The sequence below is a fragment of the Pseudocitrobacter sp. CD920760 genome (assembly GCF_057782505.1).
The window spans coordinates 3,347,396-3,364,412 of the sequence record NZ_CM173490.1; the positions used below are offsets into that span (position 1 = coordinate 3,347,396).

The 17,017-nt window shown below is 41.9% G+C and carries 14 protein-coding genes; all 14 read right to left on the reverse strand.

What is annotated here, in order from left to right:
* Positions 1 to 54 precede the first annotated feature (54 nt).
* Positions 55 to 1,029: an LPS O-antigen chain length determinant protein WzzB gene (gene wzzB, locus AC1MKH_RS15815; protein WP_442961927.1), complete on the reverse strand. Its 975-nt coding sequence runs from the start codon at positions 1,027 to 1,029 to the stop codon at positions 55 to 57.
* A 169-nt stretch (positions 1,030 to 1,198) separates the two neighbouring features.
* Positions 1,199 to 2,365 carry a UDP-glucose 6-dehydrogenase gene (gene ugd, locus AC1MKH_RS15820; RefSeq protein WP_276220445.1) on the reverse strand — a complete coding sequence of 389 codons (1,167 nt, stop codon included), beginning with the start codon at positions 2,363 to 2,365 and terminating at the stop codon, positions 1,199 to 1,201.
* Positions 2,366 to 2,596: 231 nt separating this feature from the next.
* Positions 2,597 to 4,003, reverse strand: coding sequence for an NADP-dependent phosphogluconate dehydrogenase (gndA, locus tag AC1MKH_RS15825; RefSeq protein ID WP_001572820.1), 1,407 nt, complete (start codon positions 4,001 to 4,003; stop codon positions 2,597 to 2,599).
* Between the two features lie 158 nt (positions 4,004 to 4,161).
* Positions 4,162 to 5,340, reverse strand: coding sequence for a CDP-glycerol glycerophosphotransferase family protein (locus AC1MKH_RS15830; protein WP_276220446.1), 1,179 nt, complete (start codon positions 5,338 to 5,340; stop codon positions 4,162 to 4,164).
* A 452-nt stretch (positions 5,341 to 5,792) separates the two neighbouring features.
* The gene (locus AC1MKH_RS15835; RefSeq protein WP_276220447.1) at positions 5,793 to 6,674 is read right to left on the reverse strand and encodes a glycosyltransferase family 2 protein; all 882 of its coding nucleotides are present in this window, start codon (positions 6,672 to 6,674) and stop codon (positions 5,793 to 5,795) included.
* Positions 6,675 to 6,676: 2 nt separating this feature from the next.
* Entirely contained in the window at positions 6,677 to 7,855 is a 1,179-nt protein-coding gene (locus AC1MKH_RS15840; RefSeq protein WP_276220448.1) for an EpsG family protein, read from the reverse strand.
* 1 nt (position 7,856) lies between these two features.
* Complete coding sequence (locus tag AC1MKH_RS15845; RefSeq protein WP_276220449.1) at positions 7,857 to 8,801, reverse strand: glycosyltransferase family 2 protein; 945 nt, start codon at positions 8,799 to 8,801, stop codon at positions 7,857 to 7,859.
* Entirely contained in the window at positions 8,798 to 10,318 is a 1,521-nt protein-coding gene (locus AC1MKH_RS15850) for a lipopolysaccharide biosynthesis protein (protein ID WP_276220450.1), read from the reverse strand. Before AC1MKH_RS15850 ends, AC1MKH_RS15845 begins: the two co-directional genes overlap by 4 nt.
* 4 nt (positions 10,319 to 10,322) lie before the next feature.
* Entirely contained in the window at positions 10,323 to 10,715 is a 393-nt protein-coding gene (locus AC1MKH_RS15855) for an FAD synthase family protein (protein ID WP_276220451.1), read from the reverse strand.
* A complete protein-coding gene (locus AC1MKH_RS15860) occupies positions 10,716 to 11,528 on the reverse strand; it encodes a glycosyltransferase (protein WP_276220452.1) in 813 nt (270 codons plus the stop codon).
* A gap of 533 nt (positions 11,529 to 12,061) precedes the next feature.
* Entirely contained in the window at positions 12,062 to 12,955 is an 894-nt protein-coding gene (gene galF, locus AC1MKH_RS15865) for a GalU regulator GalF (RefSeq protein WP_001572832.1), read from the reverse strand.
* A gap of 146 nt (positions 12,956 to 13,101) precedes the next feature.
* Positions 13,102 to 14,493: a colanic acid biosynthesis protein WcaM gene (gene wcaM / locus AC1MKH_RS15870; RefSeq protein ID WP_276220453.1), complete on the reverse strand. Its 1,392-nt coding sequence runs from the start codon at positions 14,491 to 14,493 to the stop codon at positions 13,102 to 13,104.
* Positions 14,494 to 14,499: 6 nt separating this feature from the next.
* Positions 14,500 to 15,726 (reverse strand): colanic acid biosynthesis glycosyltransferase WcaL, encoded by a 1,227-nt coding sequence (gene wcaL, locus AC1MKH_RS15875; RefSeq protein WP_276220454.1) that lies wholly within the window; start codon positions 15,724 to 15,726, stop codon positions 14,500 to 14,502.
* Positions 15,723 to 17,003 carry a colanic acid biosynthesis pyruvyl transferase WcaK gene (gene wcaK / locus AC1MKH_RS15880; protein ID WP_276220455.1) on the reverse strand — a complete coding sequence of 427 codons (1,281 nt, stop codon included), beginning with the start codon at positions 17,001 to 17,003 and terminating at the stop codon, positions 15,723 to 15,725. The genes wcaL and wcaK overlap by 4 nt, the downstream gene beginning before the upstream one ends.
* Between the last annotated feature and the right edge of the window lie 14 nt (positions 17,004 to 17,017).

Below are 17,017 nucleotides of genomic sequence, written 5' to 3' on the forward strand. Positions count from 1 at the left end.
CAACAGGCGTAAAAAAACCGGGCGAGCCCGGTTTTTTATTATCTGGCTTAAGCGTTATGCTTTGGCTTTATAGTTACGCAGCGCGTTGCGGCCCAGCACAACACCGGCACCAATCATCCCACCCAACAGCACCGCCAGCACCAGCGTCAGGCCACGTTTAGGGCTGTCACGACGGATTGGCAGCGTCGGCTTCATCACGTAGCGGTAGACGTGAATGGTTTTTGGGTCGACTTTCAGTTTCTCGATATCGAGCAGATTTTTCTTCAAACCGTAGTAGCCCGCACCAAAGGTCAGTGGTCGGCTAGCTTCGTTGGCTACCATTGCGCCCAGCGCTTCGGTACCTAACAGGAACATGGTTTCCTGGGTAACATCTTGCGTTTGCTGAAGCTGCGGTTTGGTGACGTTACTTTTCTGCGCATATTTCAGGGATTCGGTGATCTGCTTAATACGCAGGTCTTTTTGTTCCTGAGCAACGGTTTCCTGGTTTTCCAGGTCATCCTTAATGTTCATCACACGCAATTTAATGGTGTCGTTAAGGTCAAGCTCAAGTTCATCGGCGATTTGCTCGTCGATTTTCTGGATGTATTCGGCTACGCCGCGCTGGGCGGACTGCGCTGTATCACTCACGTAAGTTACGGTAAGTGGCAGTTGCTGTCCTTTAACAGACGGCTCAATAGTCAGTTTTTCAGGCTCTTCCTGATTATCCAATGCTTCCGTCAAAGCAATAAATGCGGAGTTGAAACGGTTTATCACCTGGTTTTGAACATCGGACAAGGTAATCGAAGAATCCAGCGTGTTTATCGCGTTATGGTAGGTCGCTATCTGCGCGGCATCCGGACGCGTGATTGTCGCGGTCGAGGTCCATTTCTCTTTCGCTAAAAAGACATAAGCCAAAGCAATAGCTATAGCGACGATGACACATACGATGATCGTCAACTTGCCACGCCAAAGTTGCATCAACAAATCGATAAGGTCGATCTGCTCCGGCTCACGCTCATACCCATTGCGCCCGTTATTGTTATCTTGAATCATATAAACCTTAGTGACATCCGAACAGAAATACCCACGAGGGCATCAGTTTACCTGGACCATTCCGAATTTCTATAGGATTTTCACCAAAAACAGAGAAACCTGAAAAGAATAAGAAAAAAGGCTGAACGCCCGTCGCGTAAGGCATTCAGCTTGTCAATAATTTGAGTTAGTCGTTGCCAAAAAGATCGCGCGTGTAGATTTTCTCTGCTACGTCCGTTAACTCTTCGGCCATACGGTTAGAAACGATAACATCCGCTTCCTGTTTAAACGCCTCCAGATCACGAACCACGCGTGAGCTGAAGAATTCATCCTCCTTCATCACCGGTTCGTACACAATCACCGTTATCCCCTTCGCTTTCAGACGTTTCATGATGCCCTGCACGGAGGAGGCACGGAAGTTATCGGAGCCGCTTTTCATAATCAGGCGGTAGATACCGACAACTTTCGGTTTACGCGCCAGAATCGCATCAGCGATAAAGTCTTTACGCGTGCGGTTAGCGTCAACAATCGCGGAGATGATGTTGTTAGGCACCGACTGGTAGTTCGCCAGCAGCTGCTTGGTATCCTTCGGCAGGCAGTAGCCACCGTAACCAAATGAAGGGTTGTTGTAGTGATTACCGATGCGAGGGTCCAGGCAGACACCTTCGATGATTTGGCGGGAGTTGAGGCCAAGGCTTTCAGCATAGCTATCTAATTCATTGAAGTAAGCTACACGCATTGCCAGATAGGTGTTGGCAAAGAGTTTAATCGCTTCAGCTTCCGTCGAATCGGTAAACAGCGTAGGTATGTCTTGCTTAATGGCACCCTGCTGGAGCATACGAGCAAAGCGTTCCGCACGCTCTGAACGCTCACCAATCACGATCCGCGAAGGATGCAGGTTATCGTAAAGCGCCTTACCTTCACGCAAAAACTCTGGCGAGAAAATAATATTATCGGTGGCATATTTTTTCTTCACCGAATCCGTAAAACCAACCGGTACCGTTGATTTAATGATCATGACGGCCTGCGGATTAATCTCAATGACATCCTGAATAACCGACTCAACGCTGGACGTATTAAAATAGTTAGTTTTAGGGTCGTAATCCGTTGGCGTCGCGATAATAACGTAATCAGTATTCTGATAAGCAAGGTATTTATCAGTGGTCGCGGTGAAACGCAGCTCTCCTGAGTTCAGATACTGCTGGATCTCCTTATCCACAATAGGCGAGACACGCTCATTGAGCATATCCACACGTGAAGGAATGATGTCCAACGCCACGACGTCGTGGTGTTGCGCAATCAGCAGGCCGTTCGAGAGGCCGACATAGCCTGTACCAGAGATGGTAACTTTCATTGTACTCTCTCAGAATAAACTTAATTATTTATAATGTGATATCACATCAATACGTTTAAAATTTTTTAACTCGTAAGCGCATTCACTGCAATAGAATTACAAACAATTCGGACTTTCTTCAGAAAGAATAAACGGTTGATATTAAGTTAATATTAAGACGGGACCATAAAGCAATAAGAATTTAGCGCAAAAAAAACCCGGCATCGCCGGGCTTTCCATATTAATTTAGGATTAGTCCAACCATTCGGTATGGAATACGCCTTCTTTATCAGTACGTTTATAAGTATGCGCACCGAAGTAGTCACGCTGAGCCTGAATCAGGTTAGCCGGCAGTACCGCTGAACGGTAGCTGTCATAGTAGGCAACCGCAGCGCCGAAAGTCGGCACCGGAATACCGTTCTGTACAGCGTAGGCAACCACATCACGCAGCGCCTGCTGATACTCATCAGCGATATTTTTAAAGTACGGCGCCAGCAGCAGGTTTGCGATACCGGCATTTTCAGCGTAGGCATCGGTGATCTTTTGCAGGAACTGCGCACGAATGATGCAGCCAGCACGGAAGATCTTCGCGATTTCACCGTAGTTCAGATCCCAGTTGTATTCGTCAGACGCGGCACGCAGCTGAGAGAAGCCCTGCGCGTAAGAAACGATTTTACCGAGATACAGCGCACGGCGTACTTTCTCAACGAACGCAGCTTTGTCGCCAGCCAGTTCCGCTTTCGGGCCAGAAAGCACTTTAGAGGCTGCAACACGCTGATCTTTCAAAGAGGAGATATAGCGCGCGAATACGGACTCGGTGATCAGGGACAGCGGCTCACCGAGATCCAGGGAGCTCTGGCTGGTCCACTTACCGGTGCCTTTGTTGGCTGCTTCATCAAGAATCACATCAACCAGATAGTTACCGTCTTCATCTTTTTTGGTGAAGATATCTTTAGTGATGTCGATCAGATAGCTGCTCAGTTCGCCTTCGTTCCACTCGGTGAAGGTTTTCGCCAGCTCGTCGTTAGACAGGTTCAGGCCACCTTTCAGCAGAGAGTACGCTTCTGCAATCAGCTGCATATCACCGTATTCGATGCCGTTGTGAACCATTTTCACATAATGGCCAGCACCATCAGCACCAATGTAGGTCACACACGGCTCACCATCTTCCGCAACTGCAGCGATTTTGGTCAGGATTGGGGCAACCAGCTCATAGGCTTCTTTCTGACCACCAGGCATGATGGATGGGCCCTTCAGTGCGCCCTCTTCACCGCCGGAAACACCGGTACCGATGAAGTTAAAGCCTTCAGCCGACAGCTCGCGATTACGACGAATGGTGTCCTGGAAGAAAGTATTACCACCATCAATGATGATGTCACCTTTATCCAGATACGGTTTCAGAGAATCAATAGCGGCATCGGTACCCGCACCGGCTTTCACCATCAACAGGATACGACGAGGGGTTTCAAGAGATTCGACGAATTCCTGTACCGTGTAATAAGGAACAAGTTTTTTGCCTGGATTCTCGGCAACAACTTCTTCAGTTTTTTCACGGGAGCGGTTGAAGATGGAGACGGTATAACCACGGCTTTCGATGTTGAGCGCCAGATTGCGCCCCATCACTGCCATACCGACTACGCCGATCTGTTGCTTAGACATTACATACTCCTGTCAGGTGTGGTCACCGCGAGATATGCGCGGCTTGAATGTTATCAGATATTAACTCAGTTTGCGCATGGGGAGATAGCAGAAGATGCGAAAGATCTCTCAACTATATTAGATAGGATAAAAAGAGAAATGTTATAAAAACTGCACTATCACTTTTTACTCATACACTTTTCCATGATATAGCGTGCAATGTCAGAACAATTCCCTGAAGCTTGTGTGTTTGTAATAGTTCTTATTTTTAACCTTTCCTGCCGGTAATCAGTATTATCTGCTAAAATAAAATCTTCCAAATCTTTTTCATTATATATTTTCGGCCCCGGTGTGAAATCATTATATGGATAACAAAAACCCACATTTTTTTCATATAGAGAGTAATCATATGGAATGAAGGCCATCTTATTATCGGTAACTAAATAATCAATGTAAATACTTGAATAGTCAGTAATCAGGCCATCAAAACTAGCCAAGTAATCACATATTTCTGGAGCAATATTCGAGTTAAATATAATTATATTTGCTAAAGACTGAATTTCATCTGAGAGATGAGATGGATAGAACGGGTGAGACCTTACAAAAATGTATGTATTAGTTGATGTTAAGAGCTCTTCAAATCTTTGGAGATTAACATTAAAAGGAAAAAAAAGGGTTGTATCATAAGGTCGCCATGTTGGTGCATACAATATAAATTGTGCATCAATAGCAGCACCTGATATCTTTGACAAAAAAGCACGAACAGATTTGTCATTACTGTTTAGATTGTCATTTCTTGGTTGCCCTAAAAAAAGGTAATTCGCTTCTTTATTTGCGAACGTTTTGATCATGTTATTTTTTAAATGATCAGAATAACTAACTATATCTGTAAACTGTCTGGTTCTTATTAGCCTATTTATTTTTTTAAAAAAAGATATATTTTCTTCGTTGAGACCAATTTTTTTTAACGGAACACCATGACCAAGATGAAGTACGGTGCGTCTGTGATCTTTAATTAAAGAGTTCACGGGGATCTCGAAAGTTGAACTTACCCAGCATACAGCATCAAGACAAAAAAAAGCTCCAACTAATGACTTCGACTCGATAAAATGATCTTTACTATATTTCTCGTTTAATATTTTACGCTTCTCATCATCATTTATGACATAGTAAATATCATAATCTTTCCAATCATTATTACTAACTAAGTAATCGAAAAGATATTTACTATTGAAATTGAATGAAACATTATGAGTTGAAGTTATGATAACCTTTTTCTTATTTATTCTTTTTATTAAAGCAAAAGAAGCTAATAGTGTGTTGATACAAATATTAAAAAACTCAGTAATATATGTCATTTAAACCCTTAATTTGATATAGGATTTTACATCTTGGTCCAGACCAATTTTTAAAAAATAGTCTACGGTAAATTATAAAATACGAAAATCATTACCCTCTTTAGATAAATTCGCTTAAAGAGAAGTGATATATTGCTTCTGCTACACTACGAGATTCAACCTAGAAGTATAAATCATAATATCCCGCTGGGGATATATCAAGTTCTCATCAAGACAACATGGATTATTCTCCTGACATGCCAGGCATTTAAACATCAGAAGCATTCTCTCCCTTGACTTCTTCTAAACCAATATTATCTGTAATACTAATTTTATTTAGTGTCGGTTGAAAAAATTGATAAGTTAATATTATATCCCCACTTTTCTTTTGTTCTATCACTCATATTAAAAAAAGAAAGGAATACCACAGAATCACCTAATCGCTACAATTTTTTCTTTAAATATAAACCATTCTATCTTTCGATTATTTTTTTGACAATAAAACAAACCGCTTTTATTGCCAAAACTGGGTGTTTGCATAAGGTTGTAAAATATTTAATTATACCCTTAAAATCAGCTTGTTGAACGCTGAGGAATAATAAAGTTATTGCCCAATTATTAGTGAACTTGTGTAAAATCAGCTCTTTTTCGATATTATCATATGTATACGAAAGTGTATGATACACGTTTTTATAGTAAGTAGAATCTCGATTACGACTCACGCTATTACTACCGGAGTGGTCATAAACATATGTGGGAAAAGTAATTTCGTGATACGAGGCTTTTTCCAGGAATTTGCGCCAAAATAGCATTGCGTCCCCCCATCTGAAATCTGCATTGAACCCTTTTGAATCAATAAAAGCCTTCCGTTTGAATATATAGGTTGGTTTCCCAGGATAGTGTAATGGATATTGAAGTATATACTCATATAAACTATCATTCATTTTTTCGTGACCAATTGAAAAAACCTCTGTTTCACTCTCATTTTTTTTTATTATAACACTCTTTGAGAAAATGAAATCATAGCTTTGAGTAGCTTTTTCTTTAATAAAATCTAATAATTTATCTACATTGATTAAATAATCGTCACTATCGAGAAATATAATATAATCACCACAAGCATGCATTGCGCCGTAATTCTTAGCATCTCCCGCCCCACCATTTTCTTTATAAAAATACCTGACATTTTTATTACTCAGGTATGAAGATATTTTTTCTAACGGGTTATCATTTGAACCATCATCAACAATAACAATCTCCACGTTATTTTCTTTGGCAATGTCGATGACGCTGTCAAGAGCTCTCACGACCAATTCTTTTCGATTATATAAAGTTATGATTATACTTAAAATCATTATTATCTATCCATATCTATAGCACGATCGATTCGTAAGTCACCCTTGTATTCAGGCGAAATACTATTTTCGCTATTAAGAACACTGTTATAGGGTATAAAGACAGTTCTATTAGAATCACTTTTAAATATATTTATGTAACTGAAAAGGGAATATGCGCAAATCACAAAATAAACAAACAGTTTATCAACGGATCTGAAATAATTAAATATAGCTAAGTAAACAAATACATTCAATGCTACGAAGTAAAACCTTAACCTATCATATAAAACAGTTATTTCATAGAAAGCAAAATAGATAAAAATATAAAAAATAAAAAACCTCAAAAGTATTAGGTTGTTATTACTTTGAGTCTTTTTATAAATATATAGCATCACAATAAACGTCACTATTTTTTCTATTACACCAATACCAATATCGCGACTTTTACCAAATCGCTCACTATCTAGATACATGTTTATCTTATAGGAAATTTCATGTGGGAATAATGGTGAAACAATTCCAAATGATGATTTAAGCCAATGGATTTGAGCAATATAAACAAGCAAAGCCCCCCCAACTACCACATAAAATATTTTATTAGAGATTTTGTTTTTATTTGAAACAAGCAATATTGGGAGCATAATTATTAGCGAAAAGTGGAACAAACAACCTATCAAAAGATATATAACTGAACTCTTTTTCTGATTATCAAACAATGAGGAAACAGCCATATATAAGAATGCGACAGCAATTCCTTGACGAATTACTGACATGTTTAAAAAAAGATAACAAGTAGAAAAATATACAAAAACAAACAGCAATTTTGAATTTTCTTTTCTAATCGCTTTATTAATGATAATTAAACATATTAGCGAAACAATAAATTGAAAACCATAGAAGTCCAACCCACATGATTTTGATAACATCATCAACAGCTTGAATCCTGGCTCAAAATAAATAGATTGAAAAACCTCAATATTGCTAAAATAATTATCAATCGTTGGCATTAAATCGTAATAATAGTTATATCCCTTATAATCCCAACCAGTGTCAAATCTCAAACCTGCAAACAATATTAAGATTATCATAGCAACGAAATAGAAATATTTATCTAGAATAAGTATCGCGCTTTGATCTTTTCTGAGTAAATCACTAATTGAAAATATCAGAAGAATGAATAGTATACTAAAATATATCATGTCATTTCCAAAATTTATACTTCATCAATAGGCAACAAAAATAAACTCTCCCTTTTATACTGAGAGGTAAAAACAAAATCTGTGATACTCTAAAATATCTTCTATTTTCTCTAATCGAATCAATAATTATTTTTTTGTCATATTTATTTGTTTTATTCAAATGCTTAAGGGTTTGATAGAGGAAAAACTCCATATACATCCGTTCAATCATTCTTTCTTTATTCTTCATACCGGAGAACAGAGTTTCGATTCGTTTAATTACAGCTAATCTACTGAGTAGATTCTCAGAGTTATAGGATTTTGTTACTGACGAACTATTCTGTTTATAATAATAAAAACCAGAGTTAATTATTGTTATTGATAACCCACACAAACACAATTTTATATTAAAAAGAAAGTCTTCTGCAATTTTAAATTTTTCAAAATAGATTTTATTACGCGTTATAAAAGTACGTTTGTATAACTTCCCCCATACGTATTTCATCACTTTATTGCCAATCGCAAAATTCAAATCATTCGCGCTATCTATATGAGCAATCTTCGGCCATTCAACTTTATGTGTTCCATAGTCGTCGACAACACCATTAATTATGACCATCGAAAATGGATTAAATCTTTTTTTCGTTATATCGTCTTCTAAAAAGTCAAAGTAATCATCTGAAATAGAATCATCGGCATCTAAGAAAAAAATCCACTCACCTTTTGCATGTGCTATTCCTTTATTTCGTGCGACTGAAACACCTTGGTTTTTTTGATCTATTACGGTATACCGATAGTCTTCAGACGTTTCTCTAAGCAGCTTGTGGTAGGTATCATCTGTGGAACCATCATTGATGATGATGACTTCATAATCTTTGAAATTTAATGATCGAATAGCCTTTAAAAGGCTATCGACAAATATGCTACCATTATAAATTGGGACAATAATGCTTAGTATAGGTTTCATATGCGCGACTTTGTTCTTATGGTCGTATAAATTTTATTGATGACACTACGAAAATCTTTCGCTGCTAAAAATATAATTGTAACTGAGATGATAACAAAAAATGAAGTTATACAAGTGTTAAATGTCCACTGAATAAAGTTTTCTGGCTTACGCCAGTATTTTTCACAACAGATTACAATTAAAATTGATGTGAGTGTAAGAGTAGTCGGTAAAATCATTGATTTTAAATATTCTGTATAATTTCTCTTAAGGACTCGTTTGTATAAATACATAGGTTTAGCTAAACATATAATTACCACATTTGAAATTGTGGTTCCTATGATGACACCTAAAAATCCAATCTTAGTTACAAGTATTACTGAAATTATAATATTAATTACACCCTCAATAATGGGTAAATAAATATCACCAAACTCACCTGATGCATTTTTTAAAATATCTAATGATATGCGACTTATCAGAATAAATAAATTAAACATCATGAAATATAATGTGACATTATTTACTATATATGCATCCCCAATCCATAAACTAACAAAATCTACAACAGTAATCATTGTTATGAGAGTTATACATGTAGAAATATAAAAAAAGAGAATTATGATAGAATTCCATAATTTTATTTTTTCATTTATGTTTTTTTGGGTTAAATAATCACCTACACTTGCAGTTACTGAATTCCCTAATATGTTGACTATCATTACAAGAGCTTGATATATCATCATATAGCTAGAATATAATGTAACTGTTGATAGTGTTAAGAATTTAGAAATTATTATATAATCAGTATTAAAAACAAGGACTGCGCCAATTTTATGAAAAAACACGTTTTTGATTCTATTTTTTACTTTTCTAAATTCTTCTCCAATCGGGGGGGGTGAAATTTCAAATAAATATGAGTATTCTTTTTTTATTTTATTGTTAAACAATAAATATTGAATCATTAAAGATAATGATTCACATAAAATATAAATATAGAAGTTTTTATAGACAAAAATAACAATTAGCTGGGTAATTATACATCCTATTTTCACTCCACCTTGAATTGCACGTGTAGAATGATATTTCTGATCCGCTGTCAACAATATTAAGTACTGGGCAAACAAATATGAGGCAGCAGTATTAACAACATACATCAGCCAAAATATTTGTGCTCCTTTTATTTCAGAAACAGACGTAACTGATTGGTAGACAATTACTCCAGTTATAATCCCTATGATAAACACTATAAATGAAATATACTTATATATCTTTGCAGCACTTGCTATTATTTTACGTACAGATGAAAAATCATTATCGCTAAGAGGCTTATATAATAAACTTGCTGTTGCAGTCCCTACCCCCATTTCAGCGATATTTATCATTCCGATTAGTTGCACAAATAGTAACATAAGCCCAGTAAAATCGGCACCCATGTAGTCAATGAATACTTTTCGTGAAATAAAGCCTAATGCAACAATTGAAAAAGTTATTAAAAGATCTACCCTGATATTTCGTAACGTTTTTTTACTTCGCATTTAATTACCTACTTTTGACTACTTCAATTATTTCAGTCGTCGAAATCGAAGGCGTCCTTGGTAAATAAATAACCTCACACTCATTTTTCACCCAATCGAAGCGACCTTCCCAATCATCGCCCATAACAAGTAAGTCGGCATTATATTTCCTTATATACTCAAGTTTTAATTCCAAAGATTCCTCTAGAAAAACCTCATCAACAAATTTTAATGAACTTATTATTTTAAGCCGATCGGTTTCTTTATATATTGGATAACGTTTTTTTTTACTATAATTCAGAGCATCAGAAGACACTCCTACAATAACGTAGTCGCCAAGTTTTGACGCGCGTTCAATCAAATTAATATGACCAACATGGAAGACATCATACGTCCCAAATGTAATTACTCTTTTCATCTACTTTAACTCTCGTTGTGTTTTATAAATAAATCTCAAAATTGGTGCAGGTAATAATCTAGGAATAGCGCGCATACAAAATACAGCAACATTGCCAATGAGTGGTTGCAATTTTAATTCTCTTTTTAATTTGAATAATTTATATTCACTTCCTATGTAATTTATGCCGCTCCGTCTTCTAAGCATTGATTCACCTGCACGTGCTTTAACAAGTACAGCATCCAAATTATTAACGAAATAATTGCTGGCAATCATTCGTAGCCATAGGTTGTAATCCTCCATCAAAGCATGATGCTGATAACCACCAACAGACACAACTGCCGATTTTCTAAAAGCCACAGTCATGTGATTGAATGGACTCTTCATGATGGCTCTTTTTCTTATTTCTTCATTACCAATTGGTACCATTCTTTTACCAAGTAAAAGATCAAAACTTTCATTGTATTCTTCAATATGTCCACCCAATAACATTAACTTTTCATCTTCTTCAAATGCCTGTAATTGAAGAGCAAATCTGTTGGAATAGCAAATATCATCAGTATCCATTCTGAAAACCAAATCATAAGTACAGACTGATAGTCCTTTATTAAGTGCTTGGCCCAATCCAACATTTTTTTCAAGTTGCAATGTTTTTATTGGCAAGCAATTCCTCCAATTGTCAATTACTTTGTGAAGGCTATCTCCTACTGGGCCATCAATAACGATAACGACTTCACTTGCCTGTATGCTCTGATCTTTTATGCTTACTAAGCATTGCTCAAAATATTCAGCATTTTCTTTATAATATAATGACAATAGAACGGTGAACTTCATAAAAATCTCTTTAACTTGTAATATAAAGTCAAAAATTATCTGTTAATATTTTAATGCTATTATTCCAATAGTCACAATTGGATAAAATATATTACAATCATCGCATCTGTAATAAGCGATAAGCAGTATCGGCATTTTAAAATTATAATTAAATAACTAAAAACCAATTTCTTAATCGAGAACTTCTAATGCGATTTTGATCAACTTGATAATTTAGATATAACTGAAATTTAGGCACGCTACCGCCCCTGGCTCAACAGCTACCAGAGCACTGCTCAGTATCCATAGTGCGGCAATAAAACACTCGCATAGTCTTGAGTTTACGATGCCTCTAACGCTCTATTTTGGGCGCAATCCCTGTGTAAGACAAGGAAAAATCCGGCATTTTTTGTCAAAAAACACCGCGCAATCACTAATTTTAGTTGTTGTTTTTAAAAGCAAAAACGGCAGCTGCTGTGAAATGAGATGTTCCTCAACCACAATCAACTGCCGTTCTGTTACATCACCAACATTCCGTGTTGTTGCGTAGAGTCTTATTCCGAAAGCAGTTTCTCAATTCCTTTACGGAACTTCGCGCCTTCTTTCAGGTTGCGCAGCCCGTACTGGACAAACGCCTGCATGTAACCCATTTTCTTCCCGCAGTCGTAGCTGTCGCCGCTCATCAGCATCGCGTCAACGGACTGTTTCTTCGCCAGCTCGGCGATAGCATCCGTCAGCTGAATACGTCCCCAGGCACCAGGGGCAGTTTTTTCCAGTTCGGCCCAGATGTCAGCGGAGAGCACATAGCGCCCTACTGCCATCAGGTCGGAATCCAGCGTTTGCGGTTGGTCCGGTTTTTCGATGAACTCGACGATACGGCTCACCTTACCTTCTACAGTCAGCGGCTCTTTGGTCTGAATAACCGAGTATTCAGAAAGATCGCCCGGCATACGTTTCGCCAGCACCTGGCTGCGGCCCGTTTCGTTATACCGTGCCACCATCGCAGCAAGGTTATAACGCAGTGGGTCGGCGGATGCGCCATCGAGAATGATATCGGGCAGAACAACCACAAACGGGTTATCGCCAACGATCGGTCGCGCGCAAAGAATTGAGTGGCCCAGGCCCAGCGGCTGTGCCTGACGCACGTTCATGATAGTTACGCCCGGTGGGCAAATGGACTGAACCTCCGCCAGCAGCTGACGCTTAACGCGTTGCTCCAGCAGAGCTTCCAGTTCGTAGGAGGTGTCGAAGTGGTTTTCCACGGCGTTTTTAGAGGCGTGGGTGACCAGGACGATTTCTTTGATCCCTGCAGCAACAACTTCGTCGACGATGTATTGGATCATCGGCTTGTCAACGATCGGTAGCATCTCTTTAGGAATGGCCTTGGTGGCAGGGAGCATATGCATGCCCAGCCCGGCTACCGGAATGACTGCTTTCAAATTAACCATTATCGTGTCCACCTATATACGGTTGATGAATTATAGCTATTAAACATGTTTGATCCACTATGTTTTCTCATAGTATCGGGTAAATACCGCTAAATCTCTGGATACAATCCGAGAATGCGTCTGAAGAGGTGGATTCGGCTAAAAATTCAGCGTTTAGGCAGGGTGAAATTCAGCGCATCAACATTGACAACGTGCTGATCAATACGGTCAATATCCACCGATTGCTGGCCGTTTTCATTGATCGCATGAATATTTGACATCGAGAGCAGCGTCTCCTGTTTGGCCATAAACTTCCCGCGAACATCCTTGCGTAAGTCGAAGTGGAGCTGTAGCGCCGGCCCGCGCGAAGAAGGTTGTATCACCTTGATATTACGCATAAAGATGTGCTGTGGTTTGTTGTGAATCTCCAGCGATGAGTGGTTAAGATCGAGGTTGGTCAGCGCAACAAACGACGGCGCATTCCCCGAGGAGATCTGTATCCCACGAAGCTTTAGCGTTAATTGGCGATTATCCATCCGCACATTATTTACCCTGAAGTTCTGCGGTATCGACAGATATTTCCCTTTGATAACACCATAGCCAATTAGCATACCAGCGCTATTAACCATATCCACACCATCGATAACGAAATTATCACATCCATATATTGCTACCGTGGCGTTATCAATTCCTGCTTTCTTACTGTATTCCGGGGTGATATTTCGTGCCTTAATATTACGGATAATAAAATGTTTACCGTTTTCGACGTGAACCAGCTGTCGGCAGTGGCTGCCGGTGATATTGGCGACGACAAAGTTTTTCACCGCCTGGTGCTCCGGATAGTCGTTATCGTAGGTGCTGCCTGCGAGCCCAATACCGATGCCCCAGTTGGTCTTGCCATTGGTGCAATCGATATGGTCAATCACATGATCGGAGATGAGGATATTCTTGTCGTTAATCGCGACGTTCCATTCAATGGCATCGCCCTGAAGATGGCTAAATTTACTGTGGGTGATTTTTACCCCGTCGAGTTGATTATGGAATCCCTGGCGTAAAATACCGTAGTTGGCCTGGCTGACATTAATCCGCGTGATGGTGAGATTGCGCATCGTCCTTTTTTCTTTGCCGCCGATGTAAATTTGCGCCACAGGGCCAAAGCCACTCATCGCCAGCCCTTCGATGGTGCAGTCAGATCCGCGCACGTCGAGGGTAATATTATTGAGGCTCCCCTCCCCCACCACTTTACAGCCATCCTGCAACGCAAAACGCCCACGACCATTGCCTTTCAGGCTGCCGTTAACCTGCAGCGTTTTACCCGGCGGCATGATGATGCCGGTGTTGATATTGTCGCAAATCACGCCTTTGGGGACGTCGATAATGTCGGCGTCGTCAAACGCCTGACGAAATGCGCGGATCCAGTCATTACCGACCAGATAGTTGCGGATATCGACGGCGTTATTGCGCCCCAGCGCACGAGCGGCGGGGCTGTGGAGCAGAGGAACAGCGGCAAGCGCAGCGCCTGCCGACAGGAAGCGACGTCGGGAGAATTTTTTATCCATGCAACCTCAATAGCAAAGGGTTTGCAGCAGGCTCGCGAGCTGGCGGTTAATCACCTGCTGATTGAACTCGGTTTCAACTTTTTCGCGAGCGCGTTGGAGCACCGGGCGCAGCGCTTGTTCATCAAGATGGCGCAGTTCGCTGAGTTTGCCCGCCAGTGCCGGGGCATCGTTCTCCGCCACCAGCCAGCCGGAGGCATTGGCGTCTATCAGTTCCGGAATACCGCTATGCTCGGTAGAAAGCACCGGAATGCCCACCGCCATCGCTTCCATCAGCGCCACGGGAATGCCTTCCATATCGCCATCCGCGCCGGTAATTGACGGCAGCAGGAACACATCCGCGTCGTCGAGCATCGCTTTTACCTCGTGGCTGGGCTTGAAGCCCGGCATTTCCACGAACCCTTCCAGTTGATACTGTTCGATCAGCGTGCGCAGGCGGCGTTCCCACGGGCCAATGCCGAGGATGCGGTAATGAAATGCGACCCCGCGCTCTTTCAACTGGCGGCAGGCTTCAATCGCCACGTGCAGACCTTTTTTCTCGGTCAGGCGGGCCACAGAGATAATTTGCAGCGTCTCGCCCGGCGCTTTCGTTGGGCGCAAGGCGAAGCGCTCCATGTTGACGCCCATCCGCGAGACGGCGATTTTGGCGCTCGGGCAGCCCATGCCCTGTAATCGTTTCGCCCACAAATCACTGATCGGTAACATCAGATCGCCCCGCCGGAACAGTTGCTGATATTCCGGCGTATAGTGGCTGAGAACATCGCGGCTGGAGATATCAATCCCGTGAAAAACGGTGGCAATTTTTCCGCGAATCACGCCCAGTTCGCGCAGTTTCGCTGCTGTTACACCCGCCGGGCCGAAGTGGGCGATAAAGACATCGGCGCTAAACGGCTGTGCGTTATTGCCGCAAATGGCCGAGAGGATCAGGTTGCGTGCTTCGTGGCCGTAGCGCTTCATATTGAGCGCCTGCCACGTTGCCGGGCGATGTAACCCGCGCAGCGTGCTGACTGCGCGATGACGAAACTTCGCGCCCGTACTCACCGGTTCATCCTGTAACCAGCGGGTTTTCGCCGCGAGGTCATATTGGGTGTACGCCGCGTGGGTGTTGGTCATATCGCCCTTTTGCAGGGCGATAATTTCGACCTCGTGGCCCATTTCGATAAAGGCCACAATCTGGTTAAGCACAAACGTTTCAGACGACAACGGGAATTTCAGTAAGAAGAAACCAACCTTCATTTTCCCTCCCCGATGCGCGTTAAGACCGATTCCACCATCGCCAGCCCCGCCGCACGTTCCCGCGCCACCGCCTCGTTCAGGCGCGGCACCAGGGTGGAGAGTTGGCCCAGGGTGTCTGCCGCCATCGCTTCCAGGTCGCCGTTCAGCAGATGACGAATATCCACCGCCATCTCCGGCATACCCAGCTGCTGCATAATGCCCGCTGACTTGTGCTCGTAGTTAATGGCGATGGCAGGCGTACCAAAGTTCATGGAGATAATCGCCGAGTGCAAACGCGTACCGACCGTCAGGTCACAGGCACCCAGCAGTTTACCCATTTCCAGATCGTTAAGTTCATCCATGACCACGTGATAGCGCGACGGGTCCTGAATGTGGTCACGCAGGTTTAGCGCCACCATGCGATCGTCTTTGTTGTAGCTGTCGATACCCGTGCAGGTAGAGAGTGCCATCACCTGCCAGCCGCTGGCGATAATACGGTTGACTACGCCCGCAAACGCTTTTTCGTAGGCTTCCTGCGTCGTGCCCAGACGCTTATCAAACGGCGCCAGTTCGCGCAGCGTAATCGCGACGGTTTTCTGCTGCTGCGCCACGTTCAGCCAGTGTTGAACGGCGTAGCTCGCATCAAAGCTGTCATTGTGGTGATCCACCAGCCAGGCGGTATCAACGCCCTTCTCCACTTTCGAGGTGTCAATGTCGCTGCGCTTCATCAGGTCAAGACTCACCGATTCGCGCAGGAACAGCGCGTCACAGTGGCCGAAGACATAGTTTGCCATCTGGTTAAACGCCGGTGCCTGGAATGGCCCGACGCTGTGCCCCACCATATAAATCGGCTTTTTCGCCATAAAGGTGCACAGCGCGTGCTCAAACTGCGTCACACCATACAGGTCAACGAAGAACGATCCGCCTACCTGAATAATCGCATCGTAGCCTGACAGCAGGCGTACAAAATCGGTAAAGCCCTGAGCAATCGCGATATTACGCAGCTTGCCGCTGTCGGTGACGCGCGAGAGCAGCACCTGGTGCTGATAGCGACGGCGCAGTACTTTCTTCACTCGCCCGACCATGCCCGGCGCATTGTTGTGCGCTTTCATCTGCAAATAGAGCGGGTCGCCCATCACCGGGCGATTTAACAACCAGGAAGAACTCACCGGATATCGGCTCATCACATCCACTTCAGCCTCAGGCGACAGCGTGTTGATGGCATCTAAAAGCCCGCGCAGAATGGCGCTATCGCCACGGTTGCCGCAGGTGTGGTTGCCAAGAATCAATAATTTCATAATGACCTCAAAAA